Source organism: Paraburkholderia terricola (assembly GCF_900142195.1).
Lineage (GTDB): Bacteria > Pseudomonadota > Gammaproteobacteria > Burkholderiales > Burkholderiaceae > Paraburkholderia > Paraburkholderia terricola.
Map to the genome: position 1 here is coordinate 28,151 of NZ_FRAB01000039.1, position 19,778 is coordinate 47,928.

Below are 19,778 nucleotides of genomic sequence, written 5' to 3' on the forward strand. Positions count from 1 at the left end.
CGAAACCTCGCGAAACCTCGCGCAACCCCGCGAAACCCGAAGAAACGCCGACGCAACCCGGCGCCACTTCGAGGAAACCCGTGCAGACTCATCGATATCCGGCCCTTCGACACCTCACGCTTTCGAGCGCAGCAGTTCACGCTGCGCGAGCACGCTTGCCGAAGCGACGCCGCCGATCGGCGTAATCACGCCCGGTGTGCTGTGCACGCGTCCCGCCACTTCGTTGACCGCGATCCGCTCCGGCAGCCACGACGCGCGCTCGCGCAACATGGCGTCGAGCGGACGCGACCAGTCCTCGCCCTTGCCGCCCGCCCCTTGCGCGGCGGCATCGTGCATGCGTTCGAGCGCGCGATAGACGTCGCCGCGCCGCGCGTACTCCGGCTTCAGGCGGCGCCGCACGAGGAACGTGTGATTCGAGCGCTGATGGCTCTGCAGCATCGCGAGGTCGGCGTTCATCTTGACGACCGCCGTCGGATAGTCGCAGTTGTGATTGTTCCGGTACATCTCGATCCATTCTTCGCGCGAACTGTTGACCGCCGCGACAAAGGCGTTGAACGACGCGAACTGCTGGTCCGCGTAGCAGCCGCGATTGAGCAGCCGCCCCTCGCGCTCCGGCAGCATCACGCGCGCGGCAACGAGCCGCTCCGGCAACGCGCCGCCGATGCCGAGCGGCGACGCGCCCGGCAACCCGCCCGTCAGATCGCCCTTGTGCCACGCCGGGCCGACGCCGACCGTGCCCTGCGTGGAGACGCGCACGCTCGATGTCACGGTGCGGCGGTCGTAGCGGAGCGAACCGGTTGCCTCGTTGACGGCCGTGTCGTTGCGGCTGTTCAGGTCCACGGTCACCGTGCCGTCGAGCCCTAAGGTGCCGCGTCCCTTCGACTGCGGACCGGACACCGACGCGCCGCCCGTCGCCTGAATGCCCTGGCGCGACGCCTTGGTCTTACCGTCCTGCCAGCCGATCGAAATATCGGTGCGATCGCCGATGCGCGCCGCGAGACGCTCGAACAGCGAGGTTTCGGCGCCCTTCTCGCGCACCGGTTCGCGCGCTTCCTCGAACAGGAAGTCGACCATGTCGAGCACGGTTTCGGTGGTGCGCGGATCGTCGTACTTCATCGCGACCCAGTCGAGGTTCTCGTCGGTCAGACGCTCGCGCGCGACGCGGATCATCACGCCGCGCGGCTCGCGCAACTCGCGATCGACCGGCGCGATGCGCAGCGAGCCGCCCAGGCGCAAGCCGCAGAGCCAGTCGAGACGCCTGGCGTAGCCGATGCGCGCGCCCACCTTGAGTTGCGAGCGCTTGATATGTTCGGTGCCGATGAAGATATCGAAGCCGACGTTATTGCGCTGCAGGGTCACGAGAGCGCGGCGGCCGCGGTAATGCCCAACCGTGAGTTCGCCTCCGAACGGCAAGTGGTGATGCAGCCCCTTGGTGGCCGAGACCGACAGACCGCGCGTGCTGAAGCCGTAACGCGCGCCGTCCGCGAAGGCGACCTGGGTCGATTGCTGCAGATCGTTGATCAACTGACGCAGCACGGTTCTGACTTCCGCGCGGCCCAATTTCTCGGGCTTGAGCGCCTTGGCCTCGCCGACCTTCTCGGCTTGCGCGAACGCGGTTTTCACGTCTTGCCAGCGATGGACCTGAAAGCGCTTCGCGCAGTCGCGCAACGCGCCGAGGTCGAGCAGCAAGGGCGCGTCGTCGCGTTGCGCGACGCTCGGCACCGGCTCGCGATTTTCCAGCGCGGCCCTGGTGGCTTCGTCCAGTTCGAGATCGCCGATGTGCGCCGCGGGCCGCGCGGCAATCGCCTCCAGCGCCGCCGCCGCGGCTTCGCGCGCGCGCGCCTCGGGACCGTCCGGCGCGCCGGTCGCGAGACGCGGGTTGCGCAGCGAGGCGGCGAGGGTCGCGCTGGCCGCCTTGAGCGCGCCGGCGTAACGGCTCGCCTCTTTCGTGTACGACGCGAGCGCCGCGCTCGACGTGCCGAGCATCATGCTGCGCAACGCGGACTTCTTCATGCCCCACATGCGCTGAAAAAACCAGTTGGCCTTGTCGAGCCGCAACATCCCGCGCGTCACGAAACGATTCAGCCGCGTTTGCGCCTGCTTCAGCGGACTGCCCGGCGCGTCGCTGCGAAACGCCTGGCGCCACGCGAACAGCGCCGCGGCGTCGCGCGGCGTGCTCGAACCCGACAGCGCACGCAGCACGCGCGGAGCGAGGTTGCCTTTGTCGTCGACCGTGGCGTGCGCGGCGGCGAGCGCCGCATCGAGGTCGGCGGGCGGCTCGGGCAACGCCTGCCATGCTTGCAGCACCGCGAGCGCGGCCGCATTGTCGGCGCCCGATGCGCCGCTTTGAGTGAGGTTCTTCAGTAGGTCGAAGCCCAGGTGGGTGTTCGCGAGCGAGCGGGCAATGCGCCACGCGTCCGCGTGCGCCTGATTGACCGGCGCGTGAGACGAAGTGGGATCGAGCGTATCGGCCACGCGGACGTTGCCGTGGTCTTGCGTGATTTCGCTTGCGTCTTCCGACGTGATTTCCTCGGCGGATGCGTCGGCTGCATAGCTCAGCGGGAGAGGGTTGCCATTCCGCGGTGACTGAGGAGGCGTCGTCGTGGCCGAGGCGTGCTCGGCGTTCGGGTCGAACGCCGCGGCCCGCTGCGCGATCTCCTGGATGCTCACTACTTCGGGCAACGCCTGCAATGCCGCCGCCGCGCGCGCGGGTTCGTTCGAGCCGAGCGCGGAGAGCACGGCGTAGCCGAGCATCAGCGAAGGCGCGAATCGGTGCGTGCCTTCGGTTGCGGATGGATCGGCTGGCTCGGTGGCGTCGCCCGTGGCGGCGTGGACGGACCCCGTTGACTGCGCCGCCTGAGCCAGCAATGCGGATAGGGTGGCGACTGGATCGGCTGGTGCGGGAGGGCGGTTGGCGTTGTTGTTCTGGTTGACGTTGTTGGTGTCGTGAACGTTATCGCTAACGTGTAGCTCGTCGCTACCGTTGGCGTTGTTGCTGCCGTTGACGTCATCGCTTCCGTGTACGTTATCGTCCCCGTTTACGTCATCGCCCCCGTGTATGTCATCGCTTCCGTGCACGTCCTCGCTTCCGTGCACGTCCTCGCTTCCGTGAACGTCCTCGCTCCCGTGCACGTCCTCGCTCCCGTGCACGTCCTCGCTCCCGTGAACGTCCTCGCTCCCGTGAACGTCCTCGCTCCCGTGAACGTCCTCGCTCCCGTGAACGTCGTTGCCCCCGTGCACGTCCTCGCGCCCGTGAACGTCGTTGTTCTCGCTGACGTCGTCGCTGCCATTGACGTCACTGCTCCGGTTAACGTCGTCGACTTCACTCCCCTCGTTAACATCACCCTCCTCGCGCACCCCGCTTGCCGTCCCCGCCCCGCTGCCGCGCGCCGCGCTGAAATACTCCCGCACCCAGCTATCCAGCCCCTCCCGATGATTCAGCCAATGCTCGAGTTCGGCCGCATCGCGCGGGCGTCGATTTGCGTGCGCGGCGTCGACGTTCGCCGACTTGTCCGCGCGCTTCGCCGTGAACTTGCCGATGGTCTTGGCCAGCATGCGCTGCGCCTTCGACGCGCGCCGCTGGGCGGACGCGCTCGTACCCGGCGCCGGGCCCGTCTTGCTCGCCTCGCCCCACGCGCCGGACGGATCGAGCGGACTAGCCGGTTTCTGCGGCGCGATCCGCACGGCGTGTGCCGGAAAGGAGCGGCCGAACCTGTTCGCGCGCACGAACGGCATGCGCCACTCGGTTTCCACGAGCGCGCGGCGATCCGTCGGCACCTTGGGTGACGCGTAGGGCGGACGGCTCAATCCAAGCAGGCTCTTGAAGCGCTCGCGCGTGGCCGAGAAGCCGGCCTTGATGCCCGCGCGCGCGCCGCCCGACGACGACGGTGGCGGCGCGCCCGCTCCCGTCGATCCAACGGGACTCGCGGTCGGCACCACTGTGGTCGACGTGTGCGGCGTGCCGCGCAGCACCGCGGTCGTATTCCTCACGAAGCTCCTGAAGTCCATCGTCGTTCCTCCTCCAATCTCGCCGATTATCGGGACCGTATATGTCACGCCCGGCCCAGCGGCGAAACCATATCGACCGCAACGAAACTTCCGGTTTTTCGGCCGCGCCAACGCATCGCGCGTGATTTCGCCAGCACGCACGGCATTTCGCAGCGGCCGGCCCAAGGTCGATGCTTCACGCCGCTACCCTGTCGATACCCCGGCGCCCTTGCTTCGACCTTGCATTCCTGCGAGCCGCCGCGAGACTCGCGCAAGCCGCGGCCGCCTGCGTGCAACGTCCACTCTTCAACACGACGCCCATGAACCCTCCTAACGTATCCAGTTCGAACCGCGCGCACTCGACCGTCGCCACCGACGAAGTCAGCGTCGACACCGCGCCGAACGCCACCTCTCCCGCACGACCGGAGCCGACGCGGCCCGCCACGAGCCGGCGCAACGATAGTTTCTGGGCGAACATGAAACGCAAGCTCGCGCCGCGGCCCGTCACGATCTCGAACTCGCTGCTCGGCAGCATCACGCGCACGCGGCCCACGCCCGCGCGCGCGCGCGTCGGGGTGACGCCGGATCAGCGGCATCAGCCCGATCCGAATGCGACGCCGCCCTCGGCCGTCGCGAAGCACAAGCACAACGCCGCCCTCGCGCTGGCCGGCGCGACGAAGGGCGCGCCGGTCGCGAATATCGTCGGCATAGGCGGCGCGGAAGCCACTGCGGCCCAACTGTTCAATCCCGCTGGACCGGCAGCGCAACGCCAGCTCCCGCAGGACATCGCCGGCTATTTGCGGCAGCATCTCGGCGCACCTGATGACGCCGATGCAGGGGCGCAACTCGAAGCGTCAGCCCGGCAGGAACTGGTGCTGCGCCGTCTGCATCAGGCGTTCGGCGCGAACGCCGAGCCCGCGCGCGCGGCGCTCCAGGATCTCACCGGCGCCGAGTCGCTGCTGGAAGTGCAAGGCGGAGCGTTCGAACTGGCGCGCCGGCTCGCCGCGTCATCGCTCGGCTACGGCGCGTTGAGTGAACTGCGCGGCGGCATCGCGACGGATGCGGACCCGGTCGCGCGAGCGGTGCGCGACGACGCGACCAAACTGTCGCTGCGCGCGGCCAACGCGTTGATCGCCGCGCTGCCCGAAGGCCATCCGCCTCCCAGCAACATGGACGACGTGGTGCGCCTCGCTCTCGCCGCGCTCCCCGAGCACGAGCGTCCGACGGGCATCACGGGCGTCCCCGCGCCATTGCGGATGAACGGCGACGTGAGCGTGCCGGCGAAGGCGCTGATCGCGGCGCTGCAACTCGCCGAGGACCCCGCCGCCGAACCGCAGGGACACCTGAAGTCCGCCTATTTCACCTGGCGCTGCGGCTTCACGCACGAGGGACCCGGCACGCCGCTCGCGCGCACCCAGCACCGCCTGATGAAGCTGTCGCGCTATGCGCGGCGCGCGAGCCAGCCGGGCATGCTCGCCAATCTGAGGCGCATGTTCGGCTTCAACAAGTCGCCGATGTCCGCACTTGCGCTCGGCACCGGCGGCGCGAGCCTGCGCCATCCCGAGGACGATTTGCAGAAGGCCGACGTGATCTGGCAGTTGGCCGGCGCGCTGGCGGAGCGCGCGCAAACGCGGAGCGCGGGACCGCTCGAGCCGCGCATTGCCGACGCCGTGCAAGCGGCCACGCTGGAAGCCTGGTATCAGCGCGTGGCGCACAAAGGTTGGCGCGATCAGACGAAGGTGCCGAAGCACATGCGGCACGCGATCGCCGCGCGCGCCGCCGCGTTGGCGGGCGTGAGCGAAGGCGAGATCAAGCTCAGTCCGGAATATGCCGCACTGAAATCACGCGCCGGCTCGCGGCTCACGACCGATACGCTGACAGGCTTGATCGACCAGTTGGAATCCAGGCAGCCGCGCGAAGCCATCCCGTCCGGCAGACTGCAAATCGTCCCGGAAGAAATGCTGGACCCAGAGCTGGAAGACATCGCGAACGACCCGCATGAGGCATCCGGCCCGGGCGGCCAGATCGCCGCCTCGCGGGAGAGCGCGGCCTCGACGGCCGCCAGGCTGAAAACCGCGCTGACGCAACTCAAGACGCTCGAACGAAACGGCGAGGCGTCGCCCGACACGTCCACGCCGCAAACCGTGCTCGATAACTTCAAGCGCGTGATCACCGAACCGCGCATGACCTACGACGTGCGTCTGTCGGACGGCGGCCAGTTCGGCATCAACACCGGCGTGGCCGAACTGCTCAACTTGCCGGGCGCGAGCAAGCTGCCGTTCGTGCTCGCCGGGCCCGACGTCAAGGTCATCCACGGCCGCCACGCGATGATCAACGGCGGTTCGTCGGCGAATCACGGGCAACTGTTCGTCGGCAGCGATCGACGCTGGGCGTCGCATGCGGGCGTGAGCGCGGCAGGCGGCGTCAATCTGTTTCACAAGAGCTTCCAGGTGATCGGTTCGGCGCAAGTCCTGCCGGCCGTGTTCGACATGTCGCAGCCGAAGGGCGTGATGGTGCGCGCGCGGCTTCAGCCGACCGGCACGTTGCCGGCCGGGCAGCAGCCCGCGGGCGAGCCCGACCCGTGGCGCGCGAAGATGCTCGGCGTGATCGACGCGGCAACCGCGAGCGGATCGAACCACGGTCTGCCGCGCGACGCGGGGTCGATGTGGGACGCCATTGCTCACTCGTTCTACAAGGACCCGGACGTGTCGGTGAACTGGCTCGACTCCAAGGCGCAATCGCTTTCGACGACGGTCAGCGCGTCAACCGGTGCCCGTTACGAACACGATGGATACAAGATCGGCCCGTCGCTGCAGGCGGGCGGCACGAAGACCTGGTTCACGCGCACGCGCCGCCAGGAAACCGGTCCCTTGAAAGCCGAGTTCGCGGGCAGCAGTAGCTCGCGGATGGCGGCTGCATCGGCGACGCTCGTCGCCGGCCTCGCGCCGCAAGGCAATTTCTCCGACGAGACCGGCCATGTGAAATCGGTCGTGCTGCCCAATGTCTCGATCGTCGGCTTCGGCACCACGGTGCTGCAATCGGAAACCGGCTCGACATGGCGAATCGCCGAGGAAGACGGTCACATCGACGCATCGCTCAGCTATCGCGACACCACCTTCACGAGCATGAAGGAGTTCAAGCGCTATGTGGACAGCCGCCGAGCCTCCTGGGACGACACGTACAACAGGCAGCCTGCGGGCGCCGCGCAACCCGAGCCGATCGACGAGTATCTCGCGCGCGCCGAGCACGACGCCGACCGCGGCAATCAGCTCTTTGCGGAGCGTGTCTGGCTCAAGCCCGACGCCGCGCGCAAGATCAACGTGCTGCGCGAATTGCGCGACGCGGTGGTTCAGCCTGGCGCCAGGCCGGACGCGCGCGAGGCTGCGGAAATCAACACGCGCAATGCGCAGATCGCCACGCTGCTCGAGGCGGACGACAGTTGGGATAACCGCTTCCTGTACACGCTCGAAACGAACGGCACGTCGCGCACGCTCGGACCGAGTTTCCTCGCGACGCTGCAACGCGTCACCGAGGTCTCCCATCCGCGTCAGTTGAGCGTGCTGCGCGCGGAGCGGCCGGTCGCGCCGCCGGAGCCCGAGGGTTCCTGAACGTTCCTGAACGTTCCTGATCGTTGATCGGTTGCCGGTTCACCGGTCATGGCGGCGCCGCGCGTTTCGCGCGGCGCCGCATCGTCTCTCCCCCCGTGGGCTCCTCTGCCCTGCGACGCCATCCCCGCCAATTCGCCGCCAATTCGCCGCCACGCTTGGTGTTTCGTTTACCGAAACAGCCCGACCCATCGAGTCTCTTACGCTTGGTTACGGGACGGTTGCCATGCTGCGACCGTCGCGCGGCCACCAGGATTTCATACGCGCAGCGTGCTCAAGCCGCTGCGCTTCTCTCATCGTCTACTGTAAGAGGCTATTCATGAGCAAGGTTACCAACGACTCGGGCAACAGTGCCATTCAGGCCGATATCCAGCAACTGGAGTCGGATCTGCAAGGCGGCGGCAAGCTCAGCAACAACGATATCGAGAAGCTGCTCGAACTGATTCTCGCGATCATCGAACAGAAGCTGGGCGGCAGCTCGCAGAGCGGCAACACGTCCACGGGCGGCGGCGATAACTCGACGCAAGATCCGGGCTCCACACAGGATCCGGGCTCGACGCAAGATCCGGGCTCGACCCAGGACCCGAGTTCGACGCAGGATACGTCGGGCGATAACACCGTCGATTCCAGCAACAATTCGAACGACGTGCAAAGCCAGATCATGTCGCTGTTGCAGCAGATCCTGAAGATGCTGCAACAGTCGTCGCAAAACGGCCAGGGGCTCGACAAGCAGACCGGACAGATCGTCGATGATCTGCTCAAGCTGCTGCAACAGATCGAAGGCGCGCAAGGCGGCAACCAGGCCGGCGGCGGCGGCGACCCGAGCAAGGGCGGCGGCGACCAGACCTCGCAGATCCAGCAGTTGCTGTCCGAAGTGATCCAGTTGTTGCAACAGCTTCAGGGGTCGTCGCAAACCGACGGTTCGAACAGCGGCGACACCGATCCGAACAGCACGAATGATCCGAGCACCGATCCGAGCAACACCAGCACGAACGGCACGGACGGCTCGAACAACAACACGAACGGCACGACCGATCCGAGCACGCTCACCAACGAGTTGCTCAAGCTGCTGTCGCAATTGCTGCCGCTGCTCACCAAGGCGATGAACGAGCAAACGTCGAAGACCTGAAGCACCTTCATCCACTTCGTCGCGCGGCCTCGCCACGACGCCAGCTAAACGGCCCCGCTCGCGTGGGCCGCGCGCATTGAGGAGCAAACAATGAGTATATTTTCAAAGATCAAGCATGCGTTCCAGCATCTTGGCCACGATATCGAGAAGGCTGCGAAGGCAGTCGTGCACGGCGTCGAGCATGTGGCCCACTCGCTGGAGAACGACCTCAAGAAGGTGTTCCAGGATGCACTGGCAATGACCGAGGCGTTGATGCAGGGCAATCTGAAGCTGGCGATGCAAGACCTGCTGAAGACGGCCGAGGATGTCGGCAAGACGGCGACGGACGCGGCCACCGCGAGCGCGGAGGCCACGCTCGAGGGTTTGCAGGGACTGCATCTCGGCAAGGGTTTCGACAAGGTGTTGAATAGCGTCGAAAAGGAAGTCGAGACCGTCAAGAGCGATGTCAACAAGGGCCTCGATGCCGCGGCGGAGGACCTGGTGTCGTCCGTCGAAGGTGTCGTGTCGGGTTCCGTGAGCGCATTGAAGGATCTCGCGCATGGCAACCTCCACGGGATGATGAACGACCTCGCGAAGGTCGGCGAGGATGCGATCCAGGTCGCCGCCGACCTGACGCCCGAAGGGCTGGGGGCGACTGTCGTGGCCTCGACGCTCGCCGCGGCGCATATCGGCAACGCCCAGCTCGATGAAACCATCGCGGCCGCCATGCATGGCGGCGTCGGCAAGGTCGTCAAGTCGGTCACCGAACTGGAAGTGGGCCAGGGCGCGCAGAAAGTCGGCGAGAAGCTGATGAGCAGCGGCGGCGACCCCACCACGGCAGCCACCACGGGCGGCGACGTGCTGGCGCTTGCCTCGATGGTGCCTGGCGGCACCGGCCGGCGCGGTGGACGTCGCGGCTCGGAAGGCTCGCATGAAACCCGTTCGGCGGAAGGTGAAACACCGAAGAACGGCGGGGCCGACGGGCACGAGCGCGACGGGAAGACCGAAACCAAGACCGACTCCAAGGAAAAAACGGACGACTCGAAGGAGAAGGAAAAGGACGAGAAGACTCAGCAGGCGGGACCGCCGCCGAACACGCTCGATACGCTGTTGCTCAGTTATCTCGCCGACAACCATCGGCGTATTGCCTGACGATAGATAGATAGGGGTTTTCCAGGTCGTAGTAAGAATGCGGCCCGCACATTGTGCGGGCCGCATTCGTTTGGGAAAACGGAAGGCATATTTCGCGGTATTTACGCGACTGCCGGTTCTACTACCGGTTATGTGATGCTCTCCGACAGGAGAAGCAGGAGCGCCTGATTGTTTATGAAAATCGGTGAAGTCAAAGTAGTGCATTGCAACGGTTTTGATCGGCCGCAGCGCGAATCTCACGTTCTCGCCGCACGCAATTGATGACGAGCAAGGCATCCACGGCATTGCGCAACACGAGACAAGACCAATGAAATACTTCCTGTACATCATCGCCTCGGTCGTCATGCAAGCCTTCTCATACGGCTACGCATCCAGAACAATGGACAGACCGTCGAACCTGCTATTCGTCATCCTCGCGTTTCTCTCCTGCACGGTCTTTTACTTCTTCCTGGCAAGGAAACAAAAAGAGAGGATCAAGAAAAAAGACATCGCACCATTGGCGTTATTGAACATAGGGACAGCCGTTGCGTTCGTTGCCTTCTACTCCTCTATTTCCCTCACCCAGGCTTCGGTAGCGAGTCTGGTCGAGGCTGCCGTTGGCCCGCTGTGGATCGTGATCTTTTCACGATCTTTGCGGAACGGCAGCGGTCAGTGGCGAGAATTGACAGTGGCGACGATCGTCCTGGCGTGCGCGGTTTTTTCCGCAAAAACGACTATGCAGACGTACACGATTGCAGACGGTCTCGGACTCGCGCTTGCGCTCATGGCGGGCGGCGGCGCGGCACTGGTAGCGATCTGGTCGCGGAAAGCCGACGCGTTAGGCATTTCGCCTCAACTCATCCTCGCACACCGATTTCACGGCACCTATCTCGTCGCATTGGCTTTGCTCATGTTCCATGGCGGCGTGCCTATCGATGCAAGCCATCTCGCGCGCGATTTTCTGATCGCCTGCTTCGGCGTCGTCGGTCCGATGTATCTCCTGCAATTGGGCATGCAGCGCTGCGAACCGATCGCGACAATGCTATGCCTCAGCGTCGTTCCTCTCGCCACCTATGGATTCGAGCTTGCATTGGGCGGAGCATTCCACTGGAGCACGCTCCTGTTCCTCTCCTTGGGCGTGACCTGTTCCAGTATGTATCTGATCTTCAAAGGTTCGTTCGAGCGGCGCAATGCAAAGCAAGCGTTAGGGGCAAGCCCAAACTGACCGGCACACCCTTGGCCGGCCCGCCGTACTCAGGCGAGCCCCCACAATCCCACGCGTCTCGCCGAACGCATCGACTCAATGCTTGTCGTCCGAAGCCGTGCTGACGTTGCCGCCCGCACCGCCCATTCGCCGCGGCGGCAACCCGACGAGTTGCGCGACACGAGCCGCACCAGACTGACCAGGAAGATTCATCGCACCCGAGGGCGGCGGCGGTGGCGGCGCAAAGCCCGCCCCATCCCCGTTACCGCCAGGCACGCCATCCGCACCACCCGGCGCGCCGTTCGAAGGCCCGCCCGCCGCCGCCGACAACACCCGCGGCGTCAACAGAAACAGCCGCTGAAACCGCTGTCCCTGATGCTTGCGATAGCGGAACAAGCCGCCTATCAACGGAATCTTCGAAAGCCCAGGCACCGCCGTTTCGGTGTGATCGTCCTGATCCACCGAATAGCCCGCGATCAGCAGACTGTCGCCCTCGTTGATCAGCGCCTGCGTGTCGATCGTGCTGTTGCTCACGACCGGCAACTGCCCGACTTGCTGGTCGGTGAGCTTGCCGTCCTCGATATGCACGTCCATGCGAATCTGCTCGCCATTGCCCGCGCTCACGATCGACGGCAGCACGCGCAGCGACACGCCCGCTGAAACGCTATACAGGTCCGCCGACTGATACCCGGACACCTGCACATAGAAAGTCTGCTTGTTGTCCATCAGCGCCTCGACATTGTCGAGCGTCTCGACTTTCGGGCTCGCCGTGATGCGCGCCTGGTCGGTCTGCTGCATCGCGCTGATGCGGGTCAGCAGATAGCGTCCCGCGCCGCCGACCACGGCGGTCAGCACACCGCCCGCCGGCGTCGCCAGCACGCCCGCGGTGGCCGCGTCGAGCGGATTGCCAAAGCCCTGCGGATTGAGCGAACCGGGGTTGCTGGTCTGCGATTGCTGGCCATTGCCGGTCTGGATGTCGACGTGCCCGGAATGCAGCCGCCAGTCGACGCCGAGTTCCTGCAACGCGTTGTCCGTGATCTCGATGATGCTGGCGTCGATTTCGAGAATGCCCGGCCGCGTATCGAGCGATTCGATGAGCGTGCCGAACGCGGCCATGTTCTCCGCGCGGTCGCGCACCAGGATCGAATTGCTGCGCGAATCCGCCTCGATGGTCGGCGCGCCGCGCGCAGCGGAATTCTGCCTCGCGCGGCCCGCCGTGGACAGCGCCGTGCCGTTGCCGTCGCGCCCGGAGGCGGGCTCCATGCCGGCATCCGCGATATTCCCGGCAGGCGGCGGCACCGCGCCGTCACCCGAGCCCGCATACGACTGCGCCGCGCCGAGGCCGGGCAGCGTCGGCAACGGCGGCAGGTGCGAGCCGCCTTGCGTTCGCGTCGCGCCGGTCGTCATGCCGTCGTCCTGCATCTCGCGCACGCTCGGCACGCGGTAGGCGTCGCGCCGCGCCGGCGGCGGATCGCCGCCCGCGTCGCCGTTGGCGGGCACCCCCTGGCCGTACAGCGTGCGCAGCAACGACGCGACGCCTCGCACGGTCACGCCGCGGCCGTTGATGGTGATGGTCCGGTCGGTCGCCCATGCGTAGTGCAGCGGAAAGCGTTGCACGACCACCTTCGCGCCGGACACCGATTTGTGATCGATCAGATGCGCGACATCGGTCACCAGTTCGACGAAGCGCGGCGGTCCCGACACCACCGCCGTGCCGGACACGCTGTCGTAGCGCACCGGAAAGCGCGGATCGTCGATCTGCAAGCGCCCCAGCGCGCGCCGCAAGTCCTCGGTGCCCGCGTGGGTCAGACCGAGCGTCGCGCTGCGGGCTTCGTTGGCGCCGTAGATGCGCAGCACGGAGCCGTCGTAATACCAGAGCACGCCGAACGACTCGGCCATCTGATCGAGAAAGCGCTGTGGCGCGGCGTTGAACCGGCCCGACACGCTGCCTTCGACATGCGGCGAGATCCACGTCATCACATGCTGGCTCGCGCCGAAATCGCGCAGCACGTCCTTGAGGTCTTTATGGTCCGCGACGTATTCGAAGCGCGTGCCCTGCCACGCGACACGTTCTGCATGAGCCGGCAACGACGACGCCAGCGCGCCGGCGGCGACGAGGGCCGCGCACAGCGTGCGCACACGGAGAGCCGCGCCGCGACGGGCGGAAACGATAGCTTTCATGGCGGCTCCGCTTAACGATGGATCGTCTCGGACGGCGATTCGTTGAACTCGCGGCGATAACCCTTCGCGAGCGCGGAACGGCTTTTCACACCCCAGCGGCTTGCCGTATCGAAGATCGAGCCTTGCATGCGCTCGTCGTTCAACAGGTCGTTGCGAATGCCTTCGAGCCGCAGCTTGCGGATCAGCGCACCGGGCGACATGCCGATCGAACGCTTGAAAGCCAGTTGCAGCGCGCGCTCGGTGACGTCGATCTGCGAGGCGATTTCGCGCGTATTCAAATCGGCGCGATCGAGGTTCTCGATGATGTAGCGATACGCGCGGCGATACTTCGCGGGCAGGCGCGCTGAAACGTCGTCCGCGGGCAGCGCGCGGCTCGCCGGCGATTGAATCGCGCCGAGGCCCGGCGTCTCGCTGCGCAGGCAGCGCAATGCTTCGGACGCGTAGCTGGCGTAAAGCTTGAGCGCCTCGGTCGGATTGCCGCGCCATACCGCGATCTTCGAGACGCAATACAGGTAGTCGAAATTGCAGCGGCGCGTGCCGGTATCGGCTTCGGCGCGGCTGATCTTGGCGAGCACCGAGTCGGCGACATCGTCGAGTCCGCCGGCGAGTCCGGCGAGCACGATGTCCAGCTTCGCGAGAAACGCCTGGCCCGCGCCGCGAAAATGCTGCGGCCGGCTGATCGCGTCGAAGAGCGGCGCGGCCGCAATGCGCTCGCCGCGCGCGAGCGCCGCAAGCTGTTCCAGATACTCGTGGCGCTGCGCGAGAAGCGCGGGCATCGGCGACATCAGGACCGTTGTCTCGGTGAGCTTGCGCGTCACTTCGGCGCGGTCGCCGGCACTCTGCGCGCGCGTCACGTGCGCCGAACTCCAGAAGGCGTGATCGCTCAGCGTGGTCGCCGTGCGAATGCGCAATTGCACGTCGAATTCGCGGGCGAGCAGCGCGATCACGAGCCGCCAGCCGGGTTCCTCATGCATGTCGGCGAGTTCGGCGGCTTGCACGAGCGCGTCGTCCGCATCGCGTTGACGTCCCACCTGATGTTGCACCATGGCCGAGGCGATCAATGCTTCGAGAACCTCCGCGGGACTCGCCGCCTCGTCCTGGACGATGCGCGCAAAGCACTTGGCGGTGGCCGCGTAGCGGTCACGCATCATCAATTGCCAGCCGGTGTTGCGGCACGACATGATGCGCAGACGGTCGTCGTCGCCGACGATCGTCTTCTGAGCGCGCCGGTACATCTCTTCGGCATCCTGCTCGTAGCCGAGCAGAAGCGATGCATCGGCTACGGCGACGAGACGCGCGACGTCCGCGTCGTCCAGTTTGTGCGACGGGCGTTCGAGCACGTCGTCGACGAGGCAATAGCCGCGTTCCGACGCGCCGTCGAGCATGGCGGCCGCGTACGCCGGCAAACGGTTCTTCTGCGCGAGCCCCGACGACAGAGCGAAATAGATTGTCGAAAACATGATGGTTCCACCTCAGGAGTGACCGATGTGGCGGACCATGCGATCCGCCCTGAGAACCTGTGGCCCCGACAATTCGCCGGGCACGGAAACCATGGTAGAGACATCGTGCTCAACAAAACTCAACAATCCGCAGGGGACTTCACAACAATGTTCAGTGCGCCGGTTCCGGCAGCATGCCCTTCGCCAATGCCGCCGATAGACCACCGAGTTGCACGTCGCCGACAACCTGCGAAGCGAACACCGCGACGAGCGCGATCAGCATCAGCACGCCGATCACGCCGCGCAGCGGCTGACTGAGCGAACTCGGTTCGAGCTTGTCGGCCGCGCGCGCGACGATGCCGAGGCCGAGATCGACCAGCACCAGCACCAGCATCACCGGCGTGCCGAGCTTGGCGAGCGCGGTCCAGATCGTGTCGGTGCGCTGGATCAGAAACGTCTCGGCCGAATTGGAAAGCGACGGATACAACACATACGGCGGCCACCATTTGAACGATTGAAAGAGCGCGCCCAGCACGAACAGCATGCCGCCGCCGACATAGAAGAGCGTCACGACGAGTTGCAGCAGCAGCGTCGAAACCGGCGTGCTCTGATCGCCGCGCAACGGGTTGGTCATCTGCACGTTGTTGAAGCCAGCGAGGTCGTCGATCAAGGTGCCGAGCGACTGCGCGATCCAGAACACCGGCGCGGCGCAATAGCCGAACGCGAAACCGAGAAACGCTTCCTTGCAGGCCAGCACCAGCAGCGCCGCGCTGTTGAGCGAATCGAACGCCTGCGGAACCTGGCCCGCCGCGACGAACATCGTCAGCACGTACACCACGCCGTTGCGCGCGGTGCCGGGCAACGCGGTGTCGCTCGTCGCGGGCAGCAGGATGAACGTCACCATGATGCGGATGCCCGTGAGCATCAGCATGATGATGAGGTTGTGATACGCCTCGAAAAAGCCGAGCAAGGCCTCGGACCACGCGTGAAAATCATGTGTCATCGGCTACCTCGCGTAACGGCGCGCCAGCAGGTTTTCCGCGGCATCCTCGTCGGCGGCGAGTTCGGCGGCCGTGGCGGCGGCCCGCACCAGGGTATCGAGCTTGCGGCGGCATTCGTCCACCGCGGCTTGCGCGCGCGCGAGCGCGGCTTGCACCTCGGCCACCTTCTGCCGCTGACGATCCAGCGCCGTGCGGCGCTTGTGCTCCGCCGCGCGCGCGGCTTCCAGCGCCTCTTTCAGCGGCGCGCGCCAGGCGTCGTGACACAGATAGTCGGAGGTGGCGACGCGCGCCTCGCCGTCGAGCAGGGCCACGATGCGCGCCTCGTGCTCCGCGCGTTTTTGCCGCGCTTCGACATGCGCCTGCGCGGCTTCGTCGAACTGCGCCTCGCGCTCGGCGAGCGCCGCGCGTTCGCGCGCGAGATCGGCCTCGATGCGCTCGCAACGCCGGACCTTGGCGGCGACGATGGTGCGCCACTTGCGAATCACGAGCGCCCTCATGACTGCGCGAAGCCGGAGATGAACGCGTGGCTGTCCTCGCCTTCGGTCAGTTCCTCGGTGCTCTGGCCGAGGAACGATTCGATGGTCTCATGCTGCGCGATCGCTTCGTCGGAGAGCGGGTCGGCGCCCTGCTGATATTCGCCCATCTGCAGCAGCAATTCGACCTCGTCATAGCGGGCGAGCAGCTTGCGCACGTGCCCCGCGCCGCTGCAATGCCCGGGGCTTGCGACCAGCGTCATCACGCGGCTCAGGCTGTGCAATACGTCGATGGCCGGATAACGGTTGCGCGCCGCGATCGCGCGCGACAGCACCAGGTGTCCGTCGAGAATGCCGCGCACTTCCTCGCTGATCGGATCGTTGCCTTCCTCGTCCTCGGCGAGCACCGTGTAGAACGCGGTAATCGACCCCTCCTCGCCCATGCCGGCGCGTTCCAGCAAGCGCGGCAGTTCCGCGAAAATCGACGGCGGAAAACCGCGGCGGGTCGGCGGCTCGCCGGCCGACAGGCCGATCTCCCGCTGCGCGCGCGCGAAGCGCGTCAGCGAGTCCATCATCAGCAGCACGCGCAAGCCGCAATCGCGAAAGTACTCGGCGATCGCGGTGCCCACATAAGCCGCCTTGGCGCGTTCGATCGAGGAACGATCGGACGTCGCGCACACCACCACGCTGCGAGCCATGCCCGCTTCGCCCAGAATCAGTTCGATGAACTCGCGCACCTCGCGGCCGCGCTCGCCGATCAGCACGATCACGTTGACGTCGCAGGCCGCGCCGCGCGCGAGCATGCCGAGCAGCGTGCTCTTGCCGACGCCCGCGGGCGCGAAGATGCCGACGCGCTGGCCCTCGCCCACCGTCATGAGCCCGTCGATGACCCGCACGCCGGTATGCAGCGGCGTATCGACCATGCGCCGCTTCAGCGGATCGGGCGCGGCGGCCATCACCGGGCGCGGTGCGTCGCAGTGCAACGGCCCAAGGCCGTCGATCGGTTCGCCCAGGCCGTCCACCACGCGTCCGAGCAGCATCTCGCCGACCGGCACCGACAGCGGACGCCCGAGCCCGGTGACGCGCGTGGTGCGCGACAGGCCGGCGACGCTGCCGAACGGCGCGAGCAGCGCGAACTGACGCGTGAAGCCGACCACTTCGGCGCGTTGCAGCAGCACGCCGCGCGCGTCGCGCAGCTCGCATTGCTCGCCGAGCGTCGCGTCGAGCCCGCCGACCTTCAGCAAGGTGCCGACGGCTTCGACCACCTTGCCGTGACGCGTCGTACCGTCGGAGACGGCGAGCTCCTGGGTCAACGCGTCGATGAAAGCGGTGACTTCGTTCATTGCGGCGCTCCGGCGGGCTGGTCGGCGAAATGCGGGACATCGAACTGCGGGTCGTCGATTTGCCGATCGTCGAAATGCGGCGCATCGTCGAGCAGTTCGTCGGCGGCGATGTTCACGGCGGCGGCAGTTTGCGGCTCCGTGTCGGTGCGCGTCACGCGTCGAATCGCGCTCGCGATCGCGCGCAACTGCATCGGCAGTCCGGCTTCGATCAGACCGTGGTCCCATTCGCACACGCAACTGCCGGGCTCCGCCTCGGCGTCGCTCACCACCTCGGGATTCACCGGCCAGCGATGCTCGTCGCACACGCGCCGAAACGCGCGCGTCGCCTCGTCGAGATCGCATTCGGCGACGCGCACGGTGAGGAACGATGTGCCCTCGAGGCTGCGCGACAATCCCACCGCGATCTGCGCGAACAACGCGTCGCGCTCGGCTTCGCCCAGCACCCGCGTGACGGTGCGCATGACGATGTCGGCAATGCGCTCGCGCAACGCCACCAGCAGGTCGCGCTCGGACGCCGCGCCGTGCAGCATCGCTTCATGCGCTTCGCGGATCGCGCGACGGCGTCCAGCCTCGTAACCCAGGCGCGCGGCGTTGTCGTATTTCGTTTGCGCGGCGCGCAATACCCGCTCAGCCTCTTCCTCGGCCGCCCGCTGTATCGTTTCGGCCTCGCGCCGCGCGCTTGCGAGCAGTTCGTCGGCACGCCGTTCGAAGTGGCCTGACGCGCGATCCAGTTCGATCAACTGCGCCAGGTCCGCTGCTCGCACGACATCGCGCTCGATGCCGATGCCGCCCTGCTGGGCTCTTAGCCAAATAACCATGTCAGCTCCGGAAACAGCATGCAGGCCGCATATAGAAATTCCTCGGATTCGTCCTCCGCCGCGAGCCCGGCATCGGACGTCGCCGCTTCGCCTGGACGAGCGCAAGCGGTGGAATCGGCCTCATCGTGGGCGTCGGCGTCCAACGTCAAGCCGATCAATCGACGCGCCGGCGCAAGCGGCCAGGCTTCGTCGCGTTCGAACAGCGCGCGCCCGGCGCCGACCAGCGCATCGACGGACAGATCGGCGGGAAGCGGCGCGCTGGCCGTCGACGCGTTCACGCCCAACTGCGTGAGCGCGGCCAGCGCATGCTCCCCTAACGCATCGGCGAGCGCGCGCCGCCGCGCGCCCGACACGATCCGGCGCAGCGTGCCGCGCGACGGATAGATCGCGCGCGCCGCCAGCACCGGACGCAGCGACGCCGCGTCGAGCAACGCAAGCCGGTTCGCGCGCGGCGCGTAGGCGCTGAGCGGCAGCGGCGAGCCGAGCCATAGGCCGCGCGCCGCGTAGGCGTCGCGGCGCGCGCGGCCGGTGAACGGCACGCCCCAACGCCGGCATTGCCGCTCGCCGAAGCGGGCCGCCGCGTCGGCAACACGCGCTTCGTAGGAATGCAGCCACCGAAGCTGGCGTCGCGGGTCCGGTACGTCAGCGCCGGTCTCGATGGCGGCCGCCGCTGCCTGCGCGCCGCTCACGCTCACGTCGCCGCCCCGCCGGTGCGCCCGCGCAAGCGCGTGCCCATGCCCTTCAGCGCCGCGCCGAAGCGGCGGGCGAGATACGCCAGCGCGGCGGCCAGCGCGGCAGCCCCGGCGATTCCGCCGGCCCACAACCACTCCTGCGGCACACCGGGCGCAACCGGCGGCGGCGGCTCGGGCGCCGCCGAACCCGGCACCATCGTCACGCTGACGTTGTCGTAGGTGAGCCCCTCGACCGCATGCACGACGAGGTTCTTCAGATTCGGCGTGAGCGTCGACACATCGGTGCCCGGCAGATACTTGATGAACACCGCAGCCGACGACGGCTTGACCGTCGCGGCGAGGGGATCGTTATTCGGCAGCACGATCTGCACGTTCGCATACGCCACCCCGTCGATTCGCGACAGCACCTCGGAGAGTTGCTGCGACACGCCGTAGATAAAGCGCACGCGTTCCTCGGTCGGCGTGGAGATCAGTCCGTCCTTCTTGAACATGTCTCCCAGATTCTGGAAGCGCTGATGCGGCAAGCCATGCGCGCGCAGCACGTCCATCGCGCGGGCGAACTGACCGCTTTCGACCGCCACGCTCCAGGTCTTGCCGCCGTCGTCGCTTTGCTTCGAGACGTCGACCCGCGCGTCGAGCAGCACGGCCAGCATGTCATTCGCGTCGCTCTCCGACAGTTGCGCGAACAGTTGCTTGCTGCAGCCGGTCATCAACGCGATCACGCAGCACAGCAGCACGACCGTGCGCGCCAGTTTTGAATAGGAAGCCATTTGAGTCCGTCCTGTCGTTCGCACGC

Annotated in this window: 13 protein-coding genes; 4 read left to right on the top strand and 9 right to left on the bottom strand. The window is 66.6% G+C overall.

The window, feature by feature from the left end; genetic code table 11:
* Positions 1-114: 114 nt before the first annotated feature.
* Positions 115-4,008, bottom strand: coding sequence for a hypothetical protein (locus BUE39_RS25865; RefSeq protein ID WP_073431556.1), 3,894 nt, complete (start codon positions 4,006-4,008; stop codon positions 115-117).
* A gap of 299 nt (positions 4,009-4,307) precedes the next feature.
* Between BUE39_RS25865 and BUE39_RS25875 the strand changes: the two genes are divergently transcribed.
* The 4 genes from BUE39_RS25875 to BUE39_RS25890 all read left to right on the top strand — a co-directional run bounded on the left by BUE39_RS25875 (position 4,308) and on the right by BUE39_RS25890 (position 11,056).
* The gene (locus tag BUE39_RS25875; protein WP_143031996.1) at positions 4,308-7,595 is read left to right on the top strand and encodes a hypothetical protein; all 3,288 of its coding nucleotides are present in this window, start codon (positions 4,308-4,310) and stop codon (positions 7,593-7,595) included.
* A 316-nt stretch (positions 7,596-7,911) separates the two neighbouring features.
* Positions 7,912-8,721, top strand: coding sequence for a hypothetical protein (locus BUE39_RS25880; RefSeq protein ID WP_073431559.1), 810 nt, complete (start codon positions 7,912-7,914; stop codon positions 8,719-8,721).
* A gap of 90 nt (positions 8,722-8,811) precedes the next feature.
* Positions 8,812-9,852: a hypothetical protein gene (locus BUE39_RS25885; protein WP_073431560.1), complete on the top strand. Its 1,041-nt coding sequence runs from the start codon at positions 8,812-8,814 to the stop codon at positions 9,850-9,852.
* A gap of 307 nt (positions 9,853-10,159) precedes the next feature.
* Positions 10,160-11,056 (top strand): DMT family transporter, encoded by an 897-nt coding sequence (locus BUE39_RS25890; protein ID WP_143031995.1) that lies wholly within the window; start codon positions 10,160-10,162, stop codon positions 11,054-11,056.
* A gap of 75 nt (positions 11,057-11,131) precedes the next feature.
* Here BUE39_RS25890 and sctC read toward each other — a convergent pair whose 3' ends face one another.
* From sctC to sctJ, 8 genes are all read right to left on the bottom strand, one after another.
* Positions 11,132-13,216 carry a type III secretion system outer membrane ring subunit SctC gene (sctC, locus tag BUE39_RS25895; RefSeq protein ID WP_073431562.1) on the bottom strand — a complete coding sequence of 695 codons (2,085 nt, stop codon included), beginning with the start codon at positions 13,214-13,216 and terminating at the stop codon, positions 11,132-11,134.
* A gap of 11 nt (positions 13,217-13,227) precedes the next feature.
* Entirely contained in the window at positions 13,228-14,676 is a 1,449-nt protein-coding gene (locus BUE39_RS25900) for a helix-turn-helix transcriptional regulator (RefSeq protein WP_073431563.1), read from the bottom strand.
* A gap of 151 nt (positions 14,677-14,827) precedes the next feature.
* Positions 14,828-15,658, bottom strand: a complete 831-nt coding sequence (gene sctT, locus BUE39_RS25905) for a type III secretion system export apparatus subunit SctT (RefSeq protein ID WP_073431564.1) — start codon at positions 15,656-15,658, stop codon at positions 14,828-14,830.
* A 3-nt stretch (positions 15,659-15,661) separates the two neighbouring features.
* Entirely contained in the window at positions 15,662-16,153 is a 492-nt protein-coding gene (locus tag BUE39_RS25910; protein WP_073431565.1) for a hypothetical protein, read from the bottom strand.
* Positions 16,150-17,472, bottom strand: coding sequence for a type III secretion system ATPase SctN (gene sctN / locus BUE39_RS25915; protein WP_073431566.1), 1,323 nt, complete (start codon positions 17,470-17,472; stop codon positions 16,150-16,152). Before sctN ends, BUE39_RS25910 begins: the two co-directional genes overlap by 4 nt.
* Entirely contained in the window at positions 17,469-18,290 is an 822-nt protein-coding gene (sctL, locus tag BUE39_RS25920; RefSeq protein WP_073431567.1) for a type III secretion system stator protein SctL, read from the bottom strand. The genes sctN and sctL overlap by 4 nt, the downstream gene beginning before the upstream one ends.
* Positions 18,275-18,985 carry a type III secretion protein HrpB4 gene (locus tag BUE39_RS25925; protein ID WP_073431568.1) on the bottom strand — a complete coding sequence of 237 codons (711 nt, stop codon included), beginning with the start codon at positions 18,983-18,985 and terminating at the stop codon, positions 18,275-18,277. Before BUE39_RS25925 ends, sctL begins: the two co-directional genes overlap by 16 nt.
* Complete coding sequence (gene sctJ, locus BUE39_RS25930) at positions 18,982-19,752, bottom strand: type III secretion system inner membrane ring lipoprotein SctJ (protein ID WP_073431569.1); 771 nt, start codon at positions 19,750-19,752, stop codon at positions 18,982-18,984. The genes BUE39_RS25925 and sctJ overlap by 4 nt, the downstream gene beginning before the upstream one ends.
* Positions 19,753-19,778: the final 26 nt, after the last annotated feature.